Annotated in this window: 21 protein-coding genes; 4 read left to right on the forward strand and 17 right to left on the reverse strand. The window is 56.8% G+C overall.

Features of this window, described 5'->3' with window-relative positions:
• Window positions 1-7: 7 nt before the first annotated feature.
• The 16 genes from uraD to Q3Y58_RS09975 form a co-directional block, all read right to left on the reverse strand.
• Window positions 8-526 (reverse strand): 2-oxo-4-hydroxy-4-carboxy-5-ureidoimidazoline decarboxylase, encoded by a 519-nt coding sequence (gene uraD / locus Q3Y58_RS09900; RefSeq protein ID WP_319622104.1) that lies wholly within the window; start codon window positions 524-526, stop codon window positions 8-10.
• Between the two features lie 47 nt (window positions 527-573).
• Window positions 574-1,752 carry a urate hydroxylase PuuD gene (locus Q3Y58_RS09905; RefSeq protein WP_319622105.1) on the reverse strand — a complete coding sequence of 393 codons (1,179 nt, stop codon included), beginning with the start codon at window positions 1,750-1,752 and terminating at the stop codon, window positions 574-576.
• A gap of 102 nt (window positions 1,753-1,854) precedes the next feature.
• The gene (locus tag Q3Y58_RS09910) at window positions 1,855-2,928 is read right to left on the reverse strand and encodes a BMP family ABC transporter substrate-binding protein (RefSeq protein WP_319622106.1); all 1,074 of its coding nucleotides are present in this window, start codon (window positions 2,926-2,928) and stop codon (window positions 1,855-1,857) included.
• Between the two features lie 238 nt (window positions 2,929-3,166).
• The gene (locus Q3Y58_RS09915) at window positions 3,167-4,240 is read right to left on the reverse strand and encodes a BMP family ABC transporter substrate-binding protein (protein ID WP_319622107.1); all 1,074 of its coding nucleotides are present in this window, start codon (window positions 4,238-4,240) and stop codon (window positions 3,167-3,169) included.
• 86 nt (window positions 4,241-4,326) lie between these two features.
• On the reverse strand, window positions 4,327-5,247 hold the full coding sequence (locus Q3Y58_RS09920; RefSeq protein ID WP_274216898.1) for an ABC transporter permease: 921 nt from the start codon (window positions 5,245-5,247) through the stop codon (window positions 4,327-4,329).
• The gene (locus Q3Y58_RS09925) at window positions 5,234-6,325 is read right to left on the reverse strand and encodes an ABC transporter permease (RefSeq protein WP_274216897.1); all 1,092 of its coding nucleotides are present in this window, start codon (window positions 6,323-6,325) and stop codon (window positions 5,234-5,236) included. The genes Q3Y58_RS09920 and Q3Y58_RS09925 overlap by 14 nt, the downstream gene beginning before the upstream one ends.
• Window positions 6,309-7,901, reverse strand: coding sequence for an ABC transporter ATP-binding protein (locus Q3Y58_RS09930; protein ID WP_319622108.1), 1,593 nt, complete (start codon window positions 7,899-7,901; stop codon window positions 6,309-6,311). Before Q3Y58_RS09930 ends, Q3Y58_RS09925 begins: the two co-directional genes overlap by 17 nt.
• A gap of 27 nt (window positions 7,902-7,928) precedes the next feature.
• Window positions 7,929-8,918: a xanthine dehydrogenase accessory protein XdhC gene (gene xdhC / locus Q3Y58_RS09935; RefSeq protein WP_319622109.1), complete on the reverse strand. Its 990-nt coding sequence runs from the start codon at window positions 8,916-8,918 to the stop codon at window positions 7,929-7,931.
• Window positions 8,915-11,236: a xanthine dehydrogenase molybdopterin binding subunit gene (gene xdhB / locus Q3Y58_RS09940; RefSeq protein WP_319622130.1), complete on the reverse strand. Its 2,322-nt coding sequence runs from the start codon at window positions 11,234-11,236 to the stop codon at window positions 8,915-8,917. Before xdhB ends, xdhC begins: the two co-directional genes overlap by 4 nt.
• 22 nt (window positions 11,237-11,258) lie before the next feature.
• Complete coding sequence (xdhA, locus tag Q3Y58_RS09945) at window positions 11,259-12,743, reverse strand: xanthine dehydrogenase small subunit (protein ID WP_319622110.1); 1,485 nt, start codon at window positions 12,741-12,743, stop codon at window positions 11,259-11,261.
• Between the two features lie 2 nt (window positions 12,744-12,745).
• Window positions 12,746-13,099 (reverse strand): hydroxyisourate hydrolase, encoded by a 354-nt coding sequence (gene uraH, locus Q3Y58_RS09950; RefSeq protein WP_319622111.1) that lies wholly within the window; start codon window positions 13,097-13,099, stop codon window positions 12,746-12,748.
• Between the two features lie 213 nt (window positions 13,100-13,312).
• Entirely contained in the window at window positions 13,313-13,927 is a 615-nt protein-coding gene (locus tag Q3Y58_RS09955; RefSeq protein ID WP_319622112.1) for a pyridoxamine 5'-phosphate oxidase family protein, read from the reverse strand.
• A 69-nt stretch (window positions 13,928-13,996) separates the two neighbouring features.
• Window positions 13,997-14,947, reverse strand: a complete 951-nt coding sequence (locus tag Q3Y58_RS09960) for a LysR family transcriptional regulator (protein WP_319622113.1) — start codon at window positions 14,945-14,947, stop codon at window positions 13,997-13,999.
• A 17-nt stretch (window positions 14,948-14,964) separates the two neighbouring features.
• Entirely contained in the window at window positions 14,965-15,942 is a 978-nt protein-coding gene (locus Q3Y58_RS09965; RefSeq protein WP_274216890.1) for a quinone oxidoreductase family protein, read from the reverse strand.
• Window positions 15,943-16,080: 138 nt separating this feature from the next.
• Window positions 16,081-16,779: a CDP-alcohol phosphatidyltransferase family protein gene (locus Q3Y58_RS09970; RefSeq protein WP_319622114.1), complete on the reverse strand. Its 699-nt coding sequence runs from the start codon at window positions 16,777-16,779 to the stop codon at window positions 16,081-16,083.
• A gap of 39 nt (window positions 16,780-16,818) precedes the next feature.
• On the reverse strand, window positions 16,819-17,727 hold the full coding sequence (locus Q3Y58_RS09975) for a DUF2182 domain-containing protein (RefSeq protein WP_319622115.1): 909 nt from the start codon (window positions 17,725-17,727) through the stop codon (window positions 16,819-16,821).
• Window positions 17,728-17,885: 158 nt separating this feature from the next.
• Between Q3Y58_RS09975 and Q3Y58_RS09980 the strand changes: the two genes are divergently transcribed.
• Window positions 17,886-19,091: a UbiH/UbiF family hydroxylase gene (locus tag Q3Y58_RS09980; protein WP_319622116.1), complete on the forward strand. Its 1,206-nt coding sequence runs from the start codon at window positions 17,886-17,888 to the stop codon at window positions 19,089-19,091.
• Between the two features lie 4 nt (window positions 19,092-19,095).
• Here Q3Y58_RS09980 and Q3Y58_RS09985 read toward each other — a convergent pair whose 3' ends face one another.
• Window positions 19,096-20,040, reverse strand: a complete 945-nt coding sequence (locus Q3Y58_RS09985; protein ID WP_319622117.1) for an AEC family transporter — start codon at window positions 20,038-20,040, stop codon at window positions 19,096-19,098.
• A 190-nt stretch (window positions 20,041-20,230) separates the two neighbouring features.
• Here Q3Y58_RS09985 and Q3Y58_RS09990 point away from each other — a divergent pair, with 190 nt between their 5' ends.
• From Q3Y58_RS09990 to hspQ, 3 genes are all read left to right on the forward strand, one after another.
• Window positions 20,231-21,106, forward strand: coding sequence for a lysophospholipid acyltransferase family protein (locus Q3Y58_RS09990; protein ID WP_319622118.1), 876 nt, complete (start codon window positions 20,231-20,233; stop codon window positions 21,104-21,106).
• Between the two features lie 91 nt (window positions 21,107-21,197).
• A complete protein-coding gene (locus Q3Y58_RS09995) occupies window positions 21,198-22,241 on the forward strand; it encodes an HpcH/HpaI aldolase/citrate lyase family protein (RefSeq protein WP_319622119.1) in 1,044 nt (347 codons plus the stop codon).
• A gap of 108 nt (window positions 22,242-22,349) precedes the next feature.
• Window positions 22,350-22,682: a heat shock protein HspQ gene (gene hspQ, locus Q3Y58_RS10000; RefSeq protein WP_274216883.1), complete on the forward strand. Its 333-nt coding sequence runs from the start codon at window positions 22,350-22,352 to the stop codon at window positions 22,680-22,682.
• Window positions 22,683-22,957 lie beyond the last annotated feature (275 nt).

Genomic DNA, 22,957 nt, shown 5'->3' on the forward strand with positions numbered 1-22,957 from the left:
ATCCTCTCTAGTGGGGAGCCTCGACAAGCGCTTCCAGACGAAAGCGGAAGATCCGGGCGATCTGCCGAAGCGCTTCAGAAAATTCCTCAGACGGGCTATTGTGCAACCTCGGCTCGAACGCTGCAAGGATTTGCGTCTTGGTTGCGCCTTTTACCGCAAAAATGAAGGGGAAGCCGAACCTGTTCTTGTACGCGTCATTAAGCGCGCAAAAGCGCGCGAACTCTTCCCGGGTGAGCCGATCCAGCCCGGCTCCGGCCTGTTCGTCTCTCGAACTTTCCGCAAGCTCTCCCGCCAGCGCAGCTTTTCCTGCAAGATCAGGATGGGCGCGTATAAGCGCCAGCTGGTCAGCTTGCGGGGCTGTGTCCATCGCCTTGGTAAAAGCGTCCGCCAGATCATCACGGACCCGAAATGGTCCCAGCTCATAAGCCTTTTCTGCGACCCAGGGGGAATGTTCGGCCACGTGCCCAAAGTCAGCAACGAACGTTTCCTTGTCCATTTGATTGACTTCAACCAGTGAATAGCTCATGCCCCTCCTCGCCGACTTGATTTTGTTGTCCGGCTAACCCGGCCAGCTTACTTGCTCAAAAGCCAAGCGCCAAGCTTGTCCCGCTCCTCCCGTGTCATGCCGGTCATGTTGCCAAGGGGCATGGCATCGGAATGAACTGCTTGGGCCATGACCAGATCGCTGTAGCGTCGCAAGTCCGCCGCGGTTTCCAGAACAATGCCCTTGGGTGCCTCCTCGAAGGCCGGATCGCTTGGTGAGGCCGCGTGACAGGCAGCGCAATGGGTCTGGGCCAGTGAAACCGCCTCAATGTCGGCAATGCGTTCTGCTGAGCTGACATCTCGCGGTGCGGTGTAGATGATGGCGGCAACAAGCGCCACGGCCGCCGCTGGCAAGCTCCACCAGAACCGGGCGAAATTGTCGTGCGCATCGTGGCGGTTTATGAAGTGGCGCAGCATCCCGCCCATGATCAGAATGAGCGCAGTGACAAGCCAGATCTGCGGATGGCCCGTGAGCATGGGATAGTGGTTGGAGACCATCATCAACAACACGGGCAGCGTGAGATAGTTGTTGTGAACGGAGCGCTGTTTGCCAATTTGTCCCAGACGCGGGTCAGGGTCATGGCCCGCCAGAAGGCTTGCAGTAATCTTCCTCTGGTTCGGGATGATCACCCGGAACACATTGAAGGCCATGATCGTTCCGACCAGTGCCCCTACGTGGATAAGTGCGCCTCTCCCGGAAAACACGTGGGAGAAGAACCAGGCCGCGCCGACAATGAGAACAAAAAGACAGGCAGCCAATACAGGCGTGTTCTGACCAATTGGCGAGCGGCACAAAAAGTCATAGATCACCCACCCCACGCCTAGGGAAAAGATGGAAATCACGATTGCTTCTGACGGATGGATTGCCATCACGCTCGGATCGATCAGATAGGCTGTGGCGTTGAAGTAGTACTGCACAACCAAAAGCGCAAAGCCCGTGACCCATGTCAGATAGGCTTCCCAGCGGTACCAGATCAGGTCACTTGGAAGCTCCTTCGGCGCGACCATGTACTTTTCGACATGATAAAAGCCGCCACCATGAACTTCCCAAGCGGTGCCTGCGACACCCGGGTTCATTTTCTCCCGTTTTTTGAGGGAGAGATCCAGTGCAATGAAATAAAAGGACGTCCCAATCCAACCAACGCCGACGATCAAGTGAGCCCATCGGAACAGCAGATTGAGCCAGTCCATAGCAAATGTGACGGTCATGGCTCTGCTTTTCTGTGAAACTTGGCATGGTCCAGATCCAGGGCGGCGGTGGTACGCCGCCCAGGCTGTTTTTGAAACTGGAATGTAGATTGGTTGAGCAGCTTACTTTGGAAGCTGGTCGTCAACGCCTTTGATGTAGAAGTTCATGCCCAGAAGCTGTTCGTCGGTCGCCTGCTGACCTTCTTCCAGGAACACAGAACCGTCCTGCTTGGTGATTGGACCTCTGAACGGAACCAGTTCACCCTTGCGGATTGCTTCTGTGGTTGCTGCAGCTTCTGCTGCCACTTCTTCTGGCAGGTTGGTGAAGGGTGCAATGTGAACCAGCTTCTGGTCCAGACCGCCCCAGGTGTCGCCACCTTCCCAAGTGCCGTCCATCACCGCCTGAACGCGTGCGATGTAGTACTCGGACCAGTCATCGACAATGGCTGTCATCTGCGCGTTTGGCGCAAACTTGATCATGTCGGATGCCTGACCGAAGCCCTTGATGCCACGTTCTTCAGCAACCTGAAGCGGCGCAGGACTGTCGGTGTGCTGGACCATGATGTCCACGCCCTGATCAACCAGTGCCTTGGCAGCGTCAGCTTCGCGGCCCGGGTCGTACCAGGAGTTTACCCATACGATCTTCACCTTGAAGTCCGGGTCTACAGACTGAGCACCCAGCATGAAGGCGTTGATGCCGCGCACAACTTCCGGGATTGGGAATGAGCCGATGTAGCCTGCAGTGCCGGTTTCAGAAACCTTTGCTGCAATCTGACCGATGATGTAGCGGCCTTCATAAAAACGGGCGCCGTAGGTGGCGACGTTTTCAGCCTGCTTGTAACCGGTGGCGTGCTCAAACTTCACATCTGGGAAACGCTTGGCAACCTTCACAGTCGGGTTCATGTAGCCGAAGGAAGTGGTGAAGATCAGATCATGGCCGGAGCGAGCAAGACGTTCAATCGCACGTTCCGCATCTGGTCCTTCAGACACGCTTTCGATGAAGGTGGTTTCCACCTTGTCACCGAAGTGCTCTTCGATCGCTAGACGGCCCTGATCGTGCTGGTAAGACCAACCGTGGTCGGAAACCGGACCAACATAGATAAAGCCAACCTTGAGTGGATCTTCTGCAGAGGCAATACCCGCAGTAAGACCAAGTGCAAGAGTAGCCGTTGCGGCCAGGCTCAACAGTTTGCGCATTATGCGCCTCCCCTCTCTAAACGGCAGTCCAAAATTTTTGAGGCCTTCCTGAACCAGTCGGACTGCAACCCGGTTCGGGAAGAATAGCCAAATCTCCTGAGACCGATCTTATCGTCACGGATGAGCGCTCTCCTTCGCCATCAACGTGAGCCGGTCTTTTGTTGTTTCGGGTGCCAAAGGACCGCGCGGGGCAGTCCTTTGGGACCATGTCGTTCGGGCTGCTTGGGGCAGCTCTCGATCAGTTCGGCAGGGCCGCGTCAAAACCTTTGACGAAGAAGTTCATGCCTAGCAGTTGCTCATCGGTGATTGTAACACCTTCTTCGAGAAACAGCGTGCCATCCTGCTTGTAGATTGGACCAGTGAAGGGCTCGAACTCGCCGGATTCCAGCTTGGCAATGGTTGCTTCTGCCGCTTCCTTGACCTCATCGGACACGTTGCGGATCGGGGCCAGTTTCACCATGCCGGTGTCGATGCCACCCCAAGTGTCTGTCGGCTCCCATGTGCCATCAAGCACCGCCTGTACACGCTCGATGTAGTATGGCGTCCAGTCGTTAAGGAGTGCAGAAGCCTGAGAGGTCTCTGCGAACTTGATGTTGTCAGAGGCCTGCGCAAATGCCAGAACGCCGCGCTCCTGCGCAATCTGCAATGGTGCCGGGCTGTCCGTATGCTGGAGAATGACATCAACGCCCTGATCTACCAGAGCCTTGGCCGCATCAGCTTCACGGCCCGGATCATACCAGGAGTTGACCCAAACAACTTTAACCTTGAACTCAGGGTTTACGGACTGAGCACCCAGCATGAAGGCGTTCATGCCGCGCACCACCTCTGGGATTGGGTAGGCGCCAATGTAGCCAGCCGTTCCGGTTTCGGAGGCTTTGGCCGCGATCTGGCCCATCACATAGCGGGCTTCGTAAAAGCGGCCATTGTAGGTCGCCATGTTCTTGGCGCGCTTGAAGCCGGTGGCGTGCTCGAACTTCACTTTCGGGAACCGCTTCGCCACTTTCAGGGTCGGGTTCATGAAACCGAAGGAAGTCGAGAAAATCAGGTCGTGGCCAGAACGCGCAAGGCGTTCAACGGCCCGTTCGGCGTCTGCGCCACCCGGCACGTTCTCGATGAATGTGGTTTCCACCTTGTTGCCGAAATGGACTTCAACGGCCTTGCGGGCAAGGTCATGCTGGTAGGAGTAGCCATGATCGGATACCGGTCCGACGTAAACGAAGCCGACTTTCAGCGCTTCGTCGGCAACGGATGTTCCGGCACCCAAACCGAGTGCCAGTGCAGCAGTAACGAGAAATTTTGATAGTTTGCGCATGGATGCACGATCCCATCTAGTCATTGGGTCCACTGGAGGAAGATGCTGGCCACCGGCATGGACCGTACCGCTGGCCAGTGAGGGCCCTATCGATCGGGCGAGAATGGTCTGCCAAGGCAGGCTGGCGTGTTGGCTCGGGTCACCGCCTGATTGCGGGAGATGATGACCAGAACAACGATAGTCGCCAGATATGGCAGAGCCGACATGAGCTGAGACGGCAGGCCGATGCCAGCCGCTTGGGCGTGGAACTGAAGCACCGAAACCGCACCAAACAGATAAGCACCAACGAGAAGACGCAGCGGGCGCCAGCTTGCAAACACAACAAGCGCCAGCGCGATCCAGCCGCGGCCTGCGGTCATCCCCTCCACCCACTGCGGGGTGTAGACGAGAGACAGGTAGCCGCCGGCAAGACCGGAACACGCACCGCCAAACAAAACCGCCAGATAGCGTACTTTCAATACGGAGTAGCCAAGAGCGTGGGCTGAGGTGTGGTTGTCACCCACAGCGCGGATGACAAGCCCTGCCCGCGTCTTGAACAGGAAGTAGTAAACAGCCGCGACCAGCGCCAGCGAGATGTAAACCAGAATGTCCTGAGACAGCAGCACCGTGCCGATAAACGGGATATCGGAAAGACCGGGGATGTGCAGCACCGGCAATTTGATGCCCGGCTGGCCAATGAACGCTTCACCCAGCATGCCCGAAAGGCCAAGACCGAGAATGGTTAGCGCCAGACCGGTTGCCACCTGATTGGTCATGAGGTTCAAGGTCAAGAACCCGAACAGCAAGGCCATGGCCATGCCAGCGAACATGGAGGCCACCACGCCAAGGTAAGGCGAGCCGCTCATGGCGGTGATGGCAAAGCCCATGACGGCGCCAACGATCATCATGCCCTCGACGCCCAGATTGAGAACCCCGGAGCGCTCGGTGATGAGTTCACCGATAGCGGCGAGCAGCAGCGGCGTTGATGCGGTGATGATGGTCAGCAGAATAGGTTCAAGCGCGCTCATGAGCGCCTCCTGCCTTTGGTGCCGACTTGATCAGCCGGATGCGGTAAAGAATGAGGGTGTCACAGGCCAGAACGAAGAACAGCAGCATGCCCTGGAAAACGCGCGTGATCTTGTCAGACAGGCCGAGGGCCACCTGCGCGGATTCACCACCGATGTAAGACAGCGCCAGAAGCAAGCCTGCAAACACGATCCCGATCGGATTCAAACGGCCAAGGAAGGCAACGATGATCGCGGTAAAGCCGTAGCCCGGCGAAATGACGGGAGTGAGCTGGCCGATGGAACCGGAGACTTCGGCCATGCCAGCAATGCCGGCAAAAGCGCCAGAAACCATGAAGCCGAACCACACAATGCCCCTATGGGAAAAGCCCGCAAAGCGCCCTGCCCGCGGCGTTTCACCCATGACCTTGATTTCAAAGCCTTTCAGGGTCTGCGACAGCATGAACCAGATCACGAAGACAGCCACGAGCGCAAACACGAAGCCCAGATGCAAACGGCCATCCCCAAGGGTCATGAGCGTGTGTGCATCGTCGAAAATGCGGCTTTCGGGGAAATTGAAGCCATCCGGATCGCGCCATGGGCCGCGCACCAGATAGTCGAGCAGGAACTGAGCCACATAGACCAGCATGAGGCTGGTCAGGATCTCGTTGGTGCCGAACCGCGTCTTCAGAAACGCGGGTACGGAAGCCCAGACCATGCCGCCAAGCGCCCCCATGAGGACCATGAGAGGCATGGCCATTGGCCCGGTGTATTCATGAAACAGAATTGGGATCATGGACCCGGCAAGCGCACCGATGGTGAACTGACCCTCTGCGCCAATGTTCCAGTTGTTTGAAAGGAAACAGACCGATAGCCCCACCGCGATGAGGATGAGCGGACCGGCCTTGACCAGCAGCTCTTCAATGGACCACTGGTTGGTCAGTGGTTCAATGAAGAATGCATAAAGCGCTTCACCGGGGTTATACCCCATGGCGGCAAACAGGATGCCGCCCGCGACAACTGTGAGACCCAGAGCGACGACCGGCGACAGCACGGTCATCAACGCGGAGTGCTCGGAACGTTTTTCAAGCTCGAGCCGCATGTGCCTGCCCTTCGTCCGATTTTGAGGCGTTCTTTTCACCCATGCCCGCCATCAGCATGCCGATGCGCTCGCGTGTCATCACGTTCGCAGGCTCTGCTGGAGACAGTTGGCCACGGGAGATGACCGCAATCCGATCACTCACCTCATAAATTTCATCAAGATCTTGAGAGATAACGAGAACCGCCGCCCCCGTGCGCGCCAGATCAATCAGCGCTTGCCGGATCAGCGCCGCAGCACCGGCATCAACACCCCAGGTGGGTTGGTTGATGACCATGACGCGCGGCTTGCGGTCCAGTTCACGACCCACAACGAACTTTTGCAGATTGCCCCCCGACAGCGAGCGTGCCTCGGGGTTGTCGTGAGTCATGCGCACGTCGTAGTTCACCTTGATGCGCTGTTCCATCTCCGCTGCGTTGCCACGCTTCAGGATGCCACGCAAAAGCAGGCTGGGCTCGGTGCTGAACCGGGTCAGCATCACGTTGTCGGACAGCCGGAAGCCCGGCACAGCACCATGGCCAAGACGTTCTTCAGGAACAAAAGCTGCGCCCAGTTTGCGCCGTGGGTTGATCTTCTTCTTGCCGACCGGAACGCCGAGAAGATTGACGGCATGAACGTTCTCAACACGGCGCTCGCCAGAGATCGCATCGAACAGTTCACTTTGACCGTTGGCCGCGATGCCTGCAATGCCGACCACCTCACCTGCAAAGACCTCAAGGTTGATGTCCTTGAGCTCAATACCAAAGGCGTTGTCTGCTGGCAGGTTCAGATCGCGCAGCGTGATCAATGGGTTGCCTGTGGTTATTTCAGAGGTAGATTTAATTGCGTGTACGTCTGCACCCACCATCATGCGCGCCAGACTTGCAGGCGTTTCCTGACGGGGATCGCACTCGTTCACCACCTTGCCGTGCCGCATGATGGTGGCACGTTGACAGATGCGCTGCACTTCCTCAAGCCGGTGCGAGATGTAAAGGATTGCGCAGCCTTCAGAGGCCAGACGCTGAAGTGTCTTGAACAGCTCGTCAGCTTCCTGAGGGGTCAGAACCGAGGTTGGCTCATCCATGATCAGGAGGCTCGGCTCCTGCAACAGACAGCGGACGATCTCGATGCGCTGACGCACCCCAACGGGCAAATCCGCCACCATGGCATTGGGATCAAGCGGCAGGCCGTACTTCTTTGAAACCGAAATGATGCGCTCTGGCAGGGCCTTGAGGTCCGTGTCCTTGGGCAGTGCGAGCGCGATGTTGTCAGCAACACTCAGAGCTTCAAACAGCGAGAAATGCTGAAACACCATACCGACACCCAGCGTGCGGGCGTCAGCAGGATTTGCTATTTTTACGGTATTTCCGCGCCAGACGATATCACCTGAAGTTTGCTCCAGCGCGCCGTACAAGATCTTGACCAGCGTGGATTTGCCTGCACCGTTTTCACCCAGAAGCGCGTGAATTTCGCCCTCCCGGATTGTCAGGTCCACACTGTCATTGGCCAGGACTTCCCCGAACCGTTTGGATATCGAAACAGCCTTCACAAGAACCGGTTGGTCAACCGCATCCGACGAAGGCACCCCTTGTTTGCTCACGCCACGAACTCTCCTTCGTAAAGGCCCTTATTGGTCGGGTGTCCCCGACTTGGCAAGCGCAAAGTTTGACCGTTCCTTGCTCTGTTTTTGATCAGCAACCTGCAATAGCTGAGCGACCACTGAAGCGGCGATCTGGGCGGGTTGCTTACTGGAAATTCCGGGAATACCAATAGGACACACGAGCCGTTCTAATTGCTCATCTGTCAGGCCTGCGCTTCGAAGTCTGCTTAGTGCTCGTGCTCGTTTGGTTTTGCTGCCAATCATCCCCACGTAAGCGAGGTCGTTCCGGCGAAGAGCTGCATCAGCCAATCTCTGATCCAGAGCGTGGTCATGCGTCATCACCACAACGTATCCATCGGCTGGAACCGATGCGATTGCGTTTACGGGGTCGTTTAGATGAATACAGCTCACATTGCTAGGGACATGAGCGGGAAAAAGGTCGCGCCTGTTGTCCACCCATTGAACCTTAAACGGCAAAGGAGCGAGCGCCAGCATCATGGAGCGGCCCACATGCCCTGCCCCAAAAAGAAACAGCTGGCTGAAGGCTTGCCCGAACTGTTCTTTCAGAACACCCTTTTCAAGGTTCAAAACCCGAGGTGGTGCCCACTGCGTCACTTCGCGTAATACCGGCTCGCCTTCGCGGATCTGTGCCTGCGTTGAAAACGGACCGCGTTGCTCCAACGCTTCAAGTTTGTTTGCTAAGCCAATAAAGACGCGAGGGACGATTTCAATATAGACCTCAACCCAACCCCCACAGCATTGTCCAAGGTCTGGCCCAAGAGAGAAGCTGGTGGCGTGGAGGCCGATGGCTTCTTTAGCCATCAAGGTTTGAGCCTGATGTATGACATCATACTCAAGCTGACCGCCACCAATGGTGCCAGAAAAATGCCCGTCTGCATGCACCACCATCCGCGCGCCAACCTCACGAGGGGCTGATCCACGAACCTGTGAAATAGTCACAAGGGCACAGGATTTGCCGACGGATAATGCGTGTGAAACAGCTTGCCAGACGTTCATGAGCCCACTCCGCGTCGAATCTCATGAACAGCAGCAAGAATCGCTTCCGGGGTTGCCGGAGCGTTCAAACGCGGGATGAAACCGGGTTTCAGGCTCGATATGGCATCATTGATGGCACAATGTACTGATATTGGCAACATCAAAGGCGGCTCGCCCACCGCTTTCGAGTTGAACACTGTCTCCTCAGGGTTGCCTTTGGATTCATAGAGTTTGACGTGAAAGGCCTCTGGAACGTCCGTGGCGGTCGGGATCTTGTAGGTGGACGGCGCATGGGTGCGAAAACGCCCCTGCTTGTCCCAGCACAGCTCTTCCGTGGTCAGCCAGCCCATGCCTTGAACAAACCCGCCCTCGATCTGACCGATATCAATGGCTGGATTGATGGAGCGCCCAACGTCGTGGATCACGTCCACCCGGTCGACCCTGTTCTCACCGGTCAGGGTGTCCACTGTGACCTCGGCGCAGGCCGCGCCATAGGCAAAATAGAAGAACGGCCGCCCCTTTTGGGTCTCCCGCTCCCAGTTGATCTTCGGAGTGGCATAATATCCGGCAGCAGACAGAGACACGCGGCCGGAGTAAGCCGCGCGGGCAAGGTCCGCCACGCTCATGCTGTCCTGACCTTCAAAGTAGACCCGATTGTCTTCCAGATGGATTTCGGTTTCCACCACATCATAGTGACGGGCAGCAAAGGCGAGCATGCGCCCTTTGATCTCCCGGCACGCCAGCACCACCGCCATACCGTTAAGATCGGTGCCGGAGGATGCTGCCGTGGGCGATGTGTTTGGCACTTTCGAGGTGTTGGCGGCAGTGATCTTCACCTTGTCCAGGGAGACACCCATATCGTCCGCTGCGATTTGGGCGACCTTCTGGTAAAGGCCCTGCCCCATCTCCGTGCCGCCGTGATTGAGGTGAACCGAACCATCCCTGTAAAGATGGACCAGTGCGCCAGCCTGATTGAGATGGGTGAGCGTGAAGGAAATGCCGAACTTGACTGGGGTCAGCGCAAGTCCCTTTTTCAGAAACCGGTTTTCCCCGTTGAATGCTGCGACTTCTTCGCGGCGGGTGCGATACGCGCAGTCCGCTTCCAGCGTTTCCATAAGGTCTTTCAAAAGGGCATGCTCTTCAACCACCATGCCATAGGGCGTCAGATCACGGCCCGTGCTGTACAGATTGGCATAGCGCACATCGAGTGGGTCTTTGCCAAGCGTGATGGCAACCGTGTCCATCAGGCGCTCCGCCGCAAGCATACCCTGCGGCCCTCCGAAGCCGCGAAACGCGGTATTGGAGACGGTGTTCGTGCGCAGCCGCTTGGAGCGGATCGCTGTTTGCGGATAATAGTAGCAGTTGTCCGCGTGGAACATGGTGCGGTCGTTGATGCCAAGTGACAGGTCTGCCGAATAACCGCATCGGGAGGCAAACTGCAGTTCGGTGGCCGTGAGCTTGCCGTTTTCATCAAACCCCGCCGCAAGATCCACGCGAAAGTCATGGCGCTTGCCGGTCATGATCATGTCGTCATCCCGGTCAAGACGTAGCTTGCAGGGGCGTCCGGTCTTGTGAGCGGCAAGGGCTGCAAGCGCTGCCCATTGGTTGGCTTGAGATTCCTTGCCGCCAAACGCTCCGCCCATGCGCCGCACCTCTACGGTGATCGCCGCCTCAATGGTGTTCAGAACCTTGGCAACGGAGTGCTGGACTTCACTGGGATGCTGGGTGGACGAAAGGACCGTCATGTCGCCATCTTCACCGGGCAGCGCCATGGCCACCTGCCCTTCCAGATAAAAGTGTTCCTGACCGCCGATATAGAACCGGCTTTCCACTTGATATGCGGAGGCCTTGATGGTTGCGGAAGGATCGCCGCGCTCGAACTGATAATCAGGCAGAAGAGACGCATTGTTGGCCAGCGCATCATCAACCGTCAGAGCTGCTGGCAAGTCCTCGACTTCAATGGAAACGCGAGAGGCCGCGCGGCGCGCCGCTTCTCGGGTCTCTGCAAGAACAAGGCAGACAACCTGACCATGAAAGTGGATGATCTCATCGGCAAGAACCGGGTCATCGCCCATGGAGGGCGAGCAATCGTTGATACCTGGAATGTCTTTGGCGGTGAGGATGTCCAGAACGCCGGGCACTGCCAGAGCTGCGTCCAGATCAAGCGAGAGAATGCGCCCGTGAACGCAGTTGCGGGCAAAGGCCGGGGCCAGATGCAACGTCCCTTCCGGCTCACGGACGTCGTCCACATAAGTCGCGTGGCCCGAAACGTGTTTGACGGCGCTGTCATGAGGCAGAGCCTTGCCGGAGACGGTTTCGCGCCCTCCTGTGAGGGCCATGGCTTCCTGTGTGCTGTGGGTCTTATGCAACATCGCGCACCTCCCGTTCACGGTGCCCGGTCACGCGGGTTTGCGTTGTTGTGCTTCCCCCCACCTCAAGCAGTGCCTTGGTGAGCAAGGCCTTGGCCACATCCATCCGATAAGTGTTGCTCGCTCTCATATCCGTGAGCGGCGTAAAGTCGCTTTCCAGCGCCGTAACGGCGCTTTGCCACGAGGCTTCGTTGCTTATGGAGGCCCCGATCAGAGCGGTTTCGCAATGGGCCGCACGTTTGGGCGTTCCTGCCATGCCCCCGTAGGCGATCCGCGCATCCACCACCCGGTCCTTGACCAAAGAGAAGCGGAAGGCTGCCATGACCGCCGAAATGTCCTGATCAAACCGCTTGGAAACCTTGTAGGCGCGGAAGACCTGATTTGCATCAAGACGCGGCACGAAAATGCCGGTCAGCACTTCGCTCTCTGCGATGTCCTGCTTGCCGTAGTCGATGAAGAAATCTTCCAGAGGCAGTTCCCGCTCCACACGTCCCAGCCGCAGGGTAATGCGGGCACCGAGAGCTATAAGCAGCGGCGGACTGTCCCCGATGGGAGAGCCATTGGCAATGTTTCCGCCGATGGTACCGGAGGCGCGGACCTGCACAGAGCCAAGGCGGCGAAGAACTTCGCCAAGATCAGGGTCTTGCTTGGCAAGAACCGTTGCAGCCTGAGCAAAGGTGACACCGGCCCCGATGTGGGTACCAATCGGGCTTTCCTTAATCTCCTGCATGTCCGCAATGCGGTTCAACAGGATCACCTTGGGAAGCTCCTTCATGTGCTTGGTGATCCAAAGCCCCACATCTGTTGCGCCAGACACGAGTGTGGCATCGGGGTGCTGCAGATAGACCGCGCACAGGCTGGCAATGGTGCTGGGAGAAACCGTAAAGCCCGTATCCTTGGACCGGATGAAGATGTCATCGCCGTCGTTCAGGTCTTCCAGAGCCGCGATGGTCTTGGAGGCACGAGCACTGAACGCGTCGTTTGCAGCGTCCCGGCAGGTCTCAAGCGCGGCCTCAACAATGGGGCGGTATCCCGTACAGCGGCACAGATTGCCTGCAAGCCACGTGGCCACATCCTGATGGTCAAGGCCCGGCGTATCTCGATGATAGAGGGTAAAGAGGTTCATGATGAACCCGGGTGTGCAGAACCCGCACTGTGAGGCGTGAACGTCAACGAAGGCCTTTTGGATTGGATGCAGCGTACCATCTCTCGACAGGTCTTCGATGGTCACCAGCTCGCACCCATCGATCTGCGCCAGAAGAAGGATGCAGCTGTTCACCGGTTCGTAGACCAGCTGACCGTTGCGCAGCCGGCCAAGAGCCACCGTGCATGCGCCGCAATCCCCCTCGCCGCACCCTTCCTTGGTGCCGGTTTGCCGCGCTCTCAGCCGAATGTAGTCCAGTAGAGTTTCAGTTGGCCCAACATCCTTCAGTTCGATCACTTGGCCGGACCATAAGAAGCGGATGTTGTGGCGCATGATCAACTCCCCCGATATGTGCTGTAGCCGAACGGAGAAAGCAGAAGCGGCACATGATAATGCTGATCCGCCGCTTCAATTCCAAACCGAATTGGAATTTCATCAAGGAACAGAACCGCGTCACAGCCCTCGCGGGTATGGCGCAGATAGGCGCCAGCGTGAAACGTCAGCTCATAGGTGCCCCTCTTCAAGGCATCGCCCTCAATTAAGGGGGTATCCACGCGCCCATCACTGTTTGTGGTGAATGTGCCGAGAAGATCCCGGTCATCTCCCTCAAGCCTGTGAAGTGTAATCTTCAGGTTCTGAGCCGGCCGCCCAAGGGCCGTATCGAGAACGTGCGTGGTGATGCGCCCCATCGAAGTCTCTCTTTGGCTAGGTTTTCAAGCGCGCTTTCTGCGCGTCTCTCTCCTAGCCAAGAGATTAGCCGTAAAATTACTGATCGAGAAAGAATTAATTTTGGCGCTTGGTGATGCTTTTTTGGCATCACCTCTGATTTTTCAAGGAAAACGCTCGGTCATTTGTGGCGATTTTAAGCCGCAAAGGCCTTCAAAGGCCTGTCCTGCCCGTCCTCACCACATGGTTTTCGCAGCCCGTTCTGGCCACTCGCGGTCGTACTTTTTGCCATCAATCTCTCGCTGCGACATTTCCTGAAGGATCGATCCGGGCGTGGGCAGCGTCTTGGGGTCAACATGGGTCTCCATGTTCCAAAGGCCTGCCCGAATGACGGCACGGGCACACTGGAAATAGAGTTCATTGATGGTGATCCGAACCACGCAGCGCGGCGCGTTCCCCTCCTTGGCAAAGCGGGCAAGCAATTCTGGATCGGTGGTGAGTTCTGCCGTGCCATTGACCCGCACGGTGGTTCCTGAGCCTGGAATGAGCATCATCAGGGCAACACGAGGGTCGCGGACAATGTTGCGCAAGGAGTCGATGCGGTTGTTGCCGCGCCGATCCGGCAACAGAAGCGTCTTCTCATCCTCCACGATCAGACAGGCCCCCTCGTCACCACGCGGTGAGCAGTCCATACCCTCCGGGCCTACGGTGGCCACCGCGCAAAAAGAGGAGGCCTCGATCAGATCGCGGTACTTCGGGGTAATCCGGTCACTGACCTTGGCCGTGGAAGCCAATTGCGGGTGACCATAGATGTTCTCCAAGGCATCGATGGAGCGAATGATGTGTGACACGGGCAGGATCCTGAAACGTGAGGATTTAAAAGGTAGGCCCTCACACTATCTGGCGGACGCCACGTCTCGTCAAGTTTCCCGCAGGTCGGTTGGCAAGCTGATGGCGGGCAGCATCTTTTTCAAGTTGGCCACCGCATGGTCAAAGAACATGGCTGGCGCCAAGGGCAGACCACGCATGGCGGAAGTGATCACCGACAAACGATCTTCACTGAGCTGCGGTTCGTCCAGCTCCTTGAACAGAATGCGACCGGCGGCAATCTCCTCCTCCAGGCCGATCATGGTCTGGAACGAAACCGTCTGATCGTCCCGCGTCAACAGACGCATGAAGCTCAAGGAGTTGGCTTCAATGCAGGTCTTTGACCGGGGCATGGTCTTTTCAAGGATGGCGTCCAGCTGGGTGCGCAAGGAAAGGCCCTTGCTGGGCAGGGCTACCGGGTAGAGGAAGCACTGAGCGAGTGTCAAAGGAGAAACTTCTGCCAGTGGATGCTGGGGCGACATGATCGCCCCAATCTTCAATGAACGCTGGAAGGCCACGTCCACCGAGCCGGAGCTTGGGGGATCGAAGGTAAAGCCCACATCCGCCTCGGCATTCTCGACCGCTTCGATCACGCCCTTGGACGAGGTGATGTGCAAGGAGACGTGAATGCCGCTGAACGACTTGCGAAACGCGCTGATGACCTCGGGAAGCAAGGTCTGGCTGACGCTTTCCACGCTGGCAATGGACACCGTTCCCCGCCGTACGCCTTTCAGGGCTTCCAGCTCCTCAAAGGTGCTTTGAAAGTCCGAGAGCGTGCGTTTGATGTGCGCCAGCACGATTTCCCCCGCCGTTGAAAGGCGAATGGTGCGGCCTACGCGCTCAAACAGCTGAACCCCTAGCTGGTCTTCCAGCGTCAGGATCTGCCGATTGACGGCAGAAGATGCCACATTGAGCCGCCGGGCAGCGGCACGAATGGAGCCCTCTTCCGCCGTACAGGCGAAATATCGCATGGCAGGGCCATAAAGAAACCGGGAACGGTCCATTAATGCAGTGCTTCCTGTTAAGGGATCAGGACGGTGGTCCCTGTGGTGCGCCGCCCTTCCAGATCGCGGTGAGCGTGAGCCGCATCCTTCAAGGCATAGCGCTGATTAATGGGCACGTTGACCGCACCCGATGCAACGACCTCGAACAAGTCACTGGCGGTTTCCACGAGGTCCTCGTGTTTCTCAATGTAGTTGAACAGCGTTGGACGGGTGGCAAACAGGGAGCCCTTTCGTGCCAGAATGCCCAGATCAATCTCTGGCAGAGGCCCGGAAGACTGGCCGAAGCTGACCCACATGCCGCGATGCTTCAAGCAATCAAGCGATCCTGGAAAGGTATCCTTGCCGATGCTGTCATAAACCACGTCGCACTTCTTGCCGCCAGTAATTTCCAGAACGCGCTCGATCCAGTTCTCACTGCGGTAGTTGATCACGTGCTGGTAGCCATTTGCCTTGGCCAGCGCAGCCTTTTCCTCTGAGCCGACTGTGCCGATCGTGACCGCACCCAGTTTGGATGCCCACTGACCGGCAATGAGCCCGACGCCGCCAGCAGCTGCATGGAACAGCATAGTCGTACCCTCACCCACCGGATAGGTTGCCTTGAGAAGATAGCGAGCCGTCATGCCCTTCAACATCATGCCTGCAGCTGTCTCATCCGAGACAGTGCTTGGAACCTTGACGAGGTTCGCCGCTGGAATGTTGCGCTCTTCAGTATATGCGCCAAGCGGACCGGCATAGGCGACCCGGTCGCCCTCTTTGATCTCGGTAACATCAGGCCCAACGGCAATGACGACGCCAGCGCCCTCGTTGCCCGGAATGAACGGCATGCCGAATGGCGCGGGGTAAAGACCTGAGCGGAAGTACGTGTCGATGAAGTTCAGGCCAACGGCGGTGTGGCGGATCCGAACATCGCCCGGCGCTGGTGGCCCAAGATCAATGGTCTCCCATTTCAAGACATCCGGGCCGCCAGTTTCATGCACCCTGATTGCGTTCACCATGACTTCACTCCTCCACTTCAATCTTGAGCCTACGCGGGTTCTTTCGGGTAGTTGTCTCTCAAAAACACCCGTGAATGCAAGGCCATAGCCCGCTAACTCAGTCTATTGGCCAATAGAAAACGGAGCGCGAGGTCAGGGCTAGGCAAGTTTCGCGATAAGCTGCTGAACAGCGCCGACAAGGAACAGGTAAAGACTTGAAACCGTGATCACCACAGTCAGCGTTTCGCCCACCTGGAAATTGAGCAGCACTGAATAGGCAATGGCAAAGGTCCAGAGGGCAAACACAAGCAATGTAAGCGGACGCCACTGAACGGTGCGAACCGGGTGCACGAAATGGACTGGCAGGAAGGTTAGAACCGTGCACAGCGCCACGAGTGCAAGAATGAGCCAAGGCGACGCCTGAATGGCAATCAACGCAACAATGACCATGTTCCAAACACCGGGGAAACCGCTGAAATGGCCAGTCTCCACCTTCATGTCTGTATCAGCGAAGTAGATTGCACCACTGAACACGATGATTGAGCCACTTGCCAACGCCCAGAAGTTACTCAAAAGCCCGCTCTGATAAAGCGCAAAGGCAGGCAAGAACACATAGGTGGCATAGTCGATGACAAGATCAAGGATCGCGCCACTCCAGCGCGGCAACCGGGTTTGAATCTGAAAACGACGGGCAAGCGGTCCGTCAACCCCATCAACAAACAGGGAAATTGCAAGCCACAAGAACATCATGGCCAAGTCGCCCTGCGCACCCGCAATCAACGCCAGCAGCGCCAAAGGCGCGCCAAGCGCTGTAAACAGGTGAATGATGAAGAGCTTGTTTTCAGATTTGTCAGCCAAAATTGTTCTCTTTTGATCCTGATTGCAATGCGCGTACACCTACATGGTGAACAGACCAGCGATTGCATTCATAAACGGCGTTGCCCCGGAGGAGAAGTAGAGGTTTGCAGCTCCCCACAGAATGAGGGCCACACCGATACCATAGGTCACAGGGCGTGAGTTGGATGTCTTCTCAAGCGCCATAACAAGTCCAAGCAGCGCAATCCAGATGATGTTCATGATGCCAACAGCAAACATCAGCGCCATGAGCGCCCAACAGCAGCCAAGGCAGTAAAGCCCTTGCTCGATGCCGAACTTGAAGGATGACGGCTCATTTTCCGCAGCATAGCCTGCAAGCATTGTGTTGGGCACCCGGCAGCGCACAAGACATGCCATCTTGAACGGCGTGAACTGATAGATGCCTGCAGCAAAAACGGTAGAGGTGGCCAAAATGCTGATGGTGGGAACCATCATGGTGGTCAAGGCCCCGACACTGTGCAGCATCATCTGAAGGACTGTTGCCAGCACGCTGAAGGCGGTCCAAACCGCCAGATAGCCGAAGGTCACGCCCAATACCGCGTTGCCGGGACGCACCTTGCGATAGGCGCTCAGCATGGGCACGGCGCTTGGCAACATCATGGCGAGCACCATCATCAGCCACATCAGAAAGATCAGCAGAAAATCGGAGAGCGAGCTGTCGACAAGGCCCGGCATGCCAAAGGCTTCATTGGCCATCGGTAGGCACAAAACCGCAAGTTGCGCGCGAACTTCCGGCGATAAGCCATTGAACATGTTGAACTCATTGAAGATCTCCATGCCCGGACCCATGGCCCCCATGTCCATGCGGGAAACCATATCCACAACCATGTAGCCCAGATAGGCCCACCCGATGGCAATGGCACCTGTCAGCGCCACGACGGGCAGCGCATCGCGCCAAAACCGATGGGAAGTGGAGAGATTGTCAGCCATGCTGTACAGCCTTGAACTCGAAGGGTTTCCTGTTTCGCATTAAACGGTGTTTCGAAATGAATCGCCATGCCGATCTTTCGCCTTGTCTTTTGGCAGAATTTCTCCAAGTTCTAAAGTGTTGAATCAGATGCAAAAGCACGCAGGACAGTGAAAATCAAATGACCCAGAACCAAGGACCCTATGATTGTATTGTTGTTGGCACAGGCCCTGCCGGGATGATCTGCGCGTTGGCGCTGGCAGCAAAAGGGATCAACACGGCAATTGTAGGCCCCGCCCCAAACCTTGAAGACAGCCGCACTACGGCGCTCATGGCGGCCTCCAAGGAGTTCTTGGTCAACATCGGTATCTGGTCCGCTTTGGAACAGGACTTCACGTCACTTGAAAAGATGCGGCTGATCGATGGCACAAATCGCCTGATCCGCGCCCGCGAAACGACTTTTGATGCGGCCGAACTGAAACTGCCAGCATTCGGCTACAACATCTTGAACAAGAACCTCAATCGCTTGCTGGGTGACCTCATAGAGCAGACCGACAACCTGACCCACGTGGCCGGTACGATCTCAGCGGTACGATCTGACGCGAAGACTGCCAGCGTGACGATGGCGGGCGGCGCAAAGCTGCAGGCACCGTTGGTGGTTGGTGCTGATGGTCGCCGGTCCGTGGTCCGAGAGTGTGCTGGCATTGAAGTGGAAACATGGACCTATGAGCAGTCCGCATTGGTTTTGAACCTTGCCCATCACCTGCCCCACTACAATGTATCGACGGAGTTTCACCGCGAGACCGGCCCGTTCACATTGGTGCCGCTCCCCGGCCGGGAAAGTTCGCTTGTGTGTGTCGAGCGCCCCGAAGAAGCAGAGCGGTTGAAGAAGCTTTCCGATGAGGAGCTGGCCCTCGAGCTTGAAAAGATCTGCCATTCGGTGCTTGGCAAATTTGAAGTGATCAGTGAGCGCCAAGTCTACCCGATGTCCGGTCTGAAGGCTCTTAAACTGGCGGGCAACCGTTCTGTTCTCATTGGTGAAGCCGCGCACGCGTTTCCGCCAATTGGGGCTCAGGGCTTGAACCTTTCCCTTCGTGATGTGGCCGTGATCACCGATCTTGCCGAACGCACCAACAAGCAAGACGGCGACCTTGGCTCGGAAGACGTGCTCAAGGCCTATGAGAAGCACCGCTGGAGCGACATTACATCCCGCACCAGCGCGGTTGATCTTCTGAACCGCTCGTTGTTGAGCAGCGCCCTACCCGTTCAAGTGCTACGTTCCATTGGCCTTTACACTGCCGCAACAATCAGCCCCTTGCGCAAGCTGTTGATGCGCGAAGGCATTGCCCCATCGTGGCGTCTGCCCCGTCTGATGCGCTCTTCGTGACGCCTCAAAGGTAGCCGTTGGTGATGAGATAGATGACTACCGGCACCGTCACCACCGAGGCGATGGTGCCGATAAGAACGGCGGTAGAGGCTCTCTCCACGTAGGTGTGATACTGCTGCGCCAGCACGTAGACGTTGGCCGCTGGCGGCAGACTTGCCATCAGGACTGCGGTGAACACCCAAAGCGGATCGATGCCGCCAATGGCGCTTAGGATGACGTAGACCACCACGGGATGCACCACCAGCTTGATGAAAAGCAGCACGGGAAGCTCGGCTGGACGTTTGTTCGCCTTCTGCAACGCAATTGTAACGCCCATGGCAAAGAGCGCACATGGCGCAGCTGCACCGCGCAGGTACGTCAGCAACGTGTCAATGGCAACGGGTGGCTTGAACTCCACAGCCGCCGCCAAAATGCCCGCAAACACGGCCAGAATAAAAGGGTGCGTCGCGATCTTGAACAGCACTTGGCGCACAACAACGTGGAGCGGCTGGGTTGCCGTGCCGCCGAGCGACATCATCGTAGGCACAAGAACGAACAGGAGAATGGTGTCAAAACACAGGATGAGCGCGGTTGGCACCGTTGCCGATGCGCCGAGGACCGCAAGAGTGACACCGGGGCCCATGTACCCGATGTTCGAATAAGACCCAATGAGCGCCTGAACCGTAGCGCTGTTGATTTCCTCACGCACGATAAACCGGCCAATGCAAAAGGCCATGATGAACGCGATGAAGGTAGACGCCGTGGTTGCGGCCACAAACTCAAAGCTTGCCAGCTGCTCCAGCGGCGTATCGGAAAGCAACTGAAAGAACAAGGCTGGCAAGGCAATGTAGAGAACGAAAAAGTTGATCCACGCCAATCCTTCCTGAGGCAATTTCATGAGTTTGCCGGAGGCAAAGCCGATAAATATCAGAAGAAAGAATGGCAGCGCCAAATTGAGAACATCAATCATTTGAACCTAAGCAGAGATTCTGCTTCCCTCTCCCCCGGTAATGGGCAAATGAGTTGCGGAAAATGTTGCGTTTGCCGGAGTGATTGGCTAATCAACCTGCCTTATCGGGATACATGCTTCCGGTCAATGAATTGAGCACAACTACGCATTAATGCCGGAAGACAAATAAACCTGCGGATCCTTAGCGCGAATGCATTTTTTTGAAAAACTGAAGCTCAAGCTGGAATGGCTCGCGCTTGTGTGCGTTTCGAGCCTGCTTGGCCTCATGCCACTGGATACGGCCTCGGCACTCATGGGCAAGGCTTGGCGCTTCTTTGCGCCAATGACTGAGCGCCATCCAAGAGCCGTTGATCACATTCGCAAGGCTTACCCGGAAATGAGTGCCGAAGAGGCAGATCAAACCATCCGGAAAATGTGGGAACACCTGGGTCGTGTCGCTGCCGAAACGCTTCTTCTGGACCGTCTGTTCGCCGCAAGGGACCGCGTCAGCTTCAAGAACCCGGAGATCCTTGAGAAGATCAAGGCTTCTGATGCCGGATGTGTGTTTGTGACCATGCATGGTGGCAACTGGGAAGTTGTCGGCATGGAAAGTGGCCGTTTGGGTCTGCCTATCGCCGGTGTCTATCAGGCTCTCGCCAATCCGCTTTCCGATGAGTATCTGGCCGCAAAACGCCGCCCAATCTATCAGCTCGGCTTGTTCCACAAGAGCCACCGTACCGCGCAAAAGCTCATATCCATCATCCGCAAAGGCGGCTCAACCGCGTTCGTTGCCGATGTTCGGGATCGCCGCGGCGTTGAAATCACGTTCTTCGGCCAAAAGGCCTACGCTACGCACATTCCAGCCTACCTCGCACGGGCTGGCAACGTTCCCGTGATCGCCGTACGTGCCATCCGCACCAAGGGGGCACGCTATGTGATCGAGGGCAAAGACGTTCCGGTGCCCCGCACGGACAACAAGAAGCAGGACGCCATTGACGGCACGCAGGCCATTCACGACCAGTTTGAAGCCTGGATTCGCGAAGACCCCAGCCAGTGGATGTGGATCTTGAAAAAGTGGCAGCGCTGACCCGACTTAGCCCAATGGCCTGATTTAGCCCGCTGCAAGCTGAGGTATAGTTTCTCCCAGTGCAACCTCATAGGTGCAGTCGGAGAGCCGCATGAAATCACACCGTTCATTTTATCGAGCACTTGCGATCGGCGCCCCTGCCCCTTTTCAGAGCATGCCTGTTGCACTGGAGCGGATGATCCATTTTGTTCCGCCTCATATGGAGAAGGTACGCGCCAAGGTTCCGCAGCTCATCAAGCAAGTGGACGTGATCCTTGGAAACCTTGAGGACGCGATCCCCCTGGATGCGAAGCAGGCTGCCAGACACGGCTTTATTCAACTCGCAAACGACAACGACTTCGGATCAACCGGCCTTTGGGTGCGCATCAACTCCTTGGAAAGCCCATGGGTGCTTGATGATCTTATGGAGATTGTTCCGGCCTGCGGTGAGAAGCTGGATGTGATCATGCTGCCCAAGGTAAATGGTCCCTGGGACATCCACTATCTGGACCAATTGCTGGCGCAGCTGGAGGCCAAGGCGGCGATCTCCCGGCCCATTCGCATCCATGCCATTTTGGAAACGGCAGAGGGCGTCAACAATGTGTCCGCCATTGCTGAGGCCAGCCCCCGTATGCAGGGCATCAGCCTTGGACCTGCAGACCTTGCCGCCTCGCGGGGCATGAAAACGACTCGCGTCGGCGGTGGCCATCCGGATTACAAGGTACTTGCAGATGATGCTGGCGATGCACCGCGCGCCAGCTACCAGCAGGACCTCTGGCACTATACCCTCGCCAAAATGGTGGATGCTTGCATGGCGGCTGGCATCAAGGCGTTTTACGGCCCCTTTGGTGACTTCTCGGACCCAGCCGCATGTGAGGCCCAGTTCCGCAACGCTTTTCTCATGGGCTGTGTCGGTACATGGACGCTGCATCCGAGCCAGATCGACATCGCAAAACGCGTATTTTCCCCTGAGCCGGAAGAAGTTGCCATGGCGCGGCGCATCCTGGCGGCCATGCCGGATGGCTCAGGAGCTGTGATGATTGATGGCAAGATGCAGGATGATGCCACGTGGAAGCAGGCTAAGGTGCTGGATGATCTGGCAAAACTGGTGGCCGATAAAGACCCTGAATATGCAAAGTTCTATCAGGTTGAGTGATGGAAACTAAGTCAACAAGGGACTTGTGACTTGACTTTCACGGCTCCCCATGACTTTTAGAGCGCCCTGAAGTCCATGAATATGCATGGGCGAAGAAATGGGATTGTGATGGAGAAGATAAGAACGGCAAAGTTTCGCATTGGTCAGGTGGTACGCCATCGGCTCTACCCGTTTCGGGGTATTGTGTTTGATGTGGACCCGACCTTTGACAATACCGAAGAATGGTACGATTCCATTCCGGAAGATGTCAGACCAAGCAAGGATCAGCCGTTTTATCACCTTCTCGCCGAAAACTCCGAGACCGAGTATATCGCGTATGTTTCGGAGCAGAATTTGGAAAGCGATGAGAGCGGCGAACCAGTGCGCCATCCTCAGATCGACGAGATTTTTGATGAAGCAGAAGACGGCAGCTACATCCCGCGGGACGTAGAGATCCACTAAAGCTCGGTCTTCAACATCTACAATAAACGCAAAACGCCGCCCCAATCGGAGCGGCGTTTCAGATTGATGACAAACCCCGTCATATTTTTGGCGGGGTTTTCGTTTTTTAGGTCTGCGGCGCGGCCTAAAACTACCCCTTGCGACTTACGCCGCCGTAGCTTGTGTTTTGGTGTTCATAGCCAGGGCAATTTTCTTGATATTTTGGGCGGCGGCAGCCAACAGGCACTGCCAGGTTACAGCTGTCAGACCCCGGTAGCGGGCATATCGGTGTCCGT

It is taken from the genome of Nesiotobacter zosterae (assembly GCF_033843645.1).
Classification (GTDB): domain Bacteria; phylum Pseudomonadota; class Alphaproteobacteria; order Rhizobiales; family Stappiaceae; genus Pseudovibrio; species Pseudovibrio zosterae.

What these genes read in the sequence shown, in the direction of transcription:
- xdhA (WP_319622110.1), bottom strand. Translation starts at nt 12,743, where the DNA reads ATGCGCCACAACATCCGCTTCTTATGGTCCGGCCAAGTGATCGAACTG.
- Q3Y58_RS09915 (WP_319622107.1), bottom strand. Translation starts at nt 4,240, where the DNA reads ATGCGCAAACTATCAAAATTTCTCGTTACTGCTGCACTGGCACTCGGT.
- xdhC (WP_319622109.1), bottom strand. Translation starts at nt 8,918, where the DNA reads ATGAACGTCTGGCAAGCTGTTTCACACGCATTATCCGTCGGCAAATCC.
- Q3Y58_RS09910 (WP_319622106.1), bottom strand. Translation starts at nt 2,928, where the DNA reads ATGCGCAAACTGTTGAGCCTGGCCGCAACGGCTACTCTTGCACTTGGT.
- xdhB (WP_319622130.1), bottom strand. Translation starts at nt 11,236, where the DNA reads ATGGCCCTCACAGGAGGGCGCGAAACCGTCTCCGGCAAGGCTCTGCCT.
- uraD (WP_319622104.1), bottom strand. Translation starts at nt 526, where the DNA reads ATGAGCTATTCACTGGTTGAAGTCAATCAAATGGACAAGGAAACGTTC.
- Q3Y58_RS09905 (WP_319622105.1), bottom strand. Translation starts at nt 1,752, where the DNA reads ATGACCGTCACATTTGCTATGGACTGGCTCAATCTGCTGTTCCGATGG.
- Q3Y58_RS09960 (WP_319622113.1), bottom strand. Translation starts at nt 14,947, where the DNA reads ATGGACCGTTCCCGGTTTCTTTATGGCCCTGCCATGCGATATTTCGCC.
- Q3Y58_RS09975 (WP_319622115.1), bottom strand. Translation starts at nt 17,727, where the DNA reads ATGGCTGACAATCTCTCCACTTCCCATCGGTTTTGGCGCGATGCGCTG.
- Q3Y58_RS09995 (WP_319622119.1), top strand. Translation starts at nt 21,198, where the DNA reads ATGAAATCACACCGTTCATTTTATCGAGCACTTGCGATCGGCGCCCCT.
- Q3Y58_RS09985 (WP_319622117.1), bottom strand. Translation starts at nt 20,040, where the DNA reads ATGATTGATGTTCTCAATTTGGCGCTGCCATTCTTTCTTCTGATATTT.
- Q3Y58_RS09965 (WP_274216890.1), bottom strand. Translation starts at nt 15,942, where the DNA reads ATGGTGAACGCAATCAGGGTGCATGAAACTGGCGGCCCGGATGTCTTG.
- Q3Y58_RS09920 (WP_274216898.1), bottom strand. Translation starts at nt 5,247, where the DNA reads ATGAGCGCGCTTGAACCTATTCTGCTGACCATCATCACCGCATCAACG.
- Q3Y58_RS09925 (WP_274216897.1), bottom strand. Translation starts at nt 6,325, where the DNA reads ATGCGGCTCGAGCTTGAAAAACGTTCCGAGCACTCCGCGTTGATGACC.
- Q3Y58_RS09990 (WP_319622118.1), top strand. Translation starts at nt 20,231, where the DNA reads ATGCATTTTTTTGAAAAACTGAAGCTCAAGCTGGAATGGCTCGCGCTT.
- uraH (WP_319622111.1), bottom strand. Translation starts at nt 13,099, where the DNA reads ATGGGGCGCATCACCACGCACGTTCTCGATACGGCCCTTGGGCGGCCG.
- hspQ (WP_274216883.1), top strand. Translation starts at nt 22,350, where the DNA reads ATGGAGAAGATAAGAACGGCAAAGTTTCGCATTGGTCAGGTGGTACGC.
- Q3Y58_RS09980 (WP_319622116.1), top strand. Translation starts at nt 17,886, where the DNA reads ATGACCCAGAACCAAGGACCCTATGATTGTATTGTTGTTGGCACAGGC.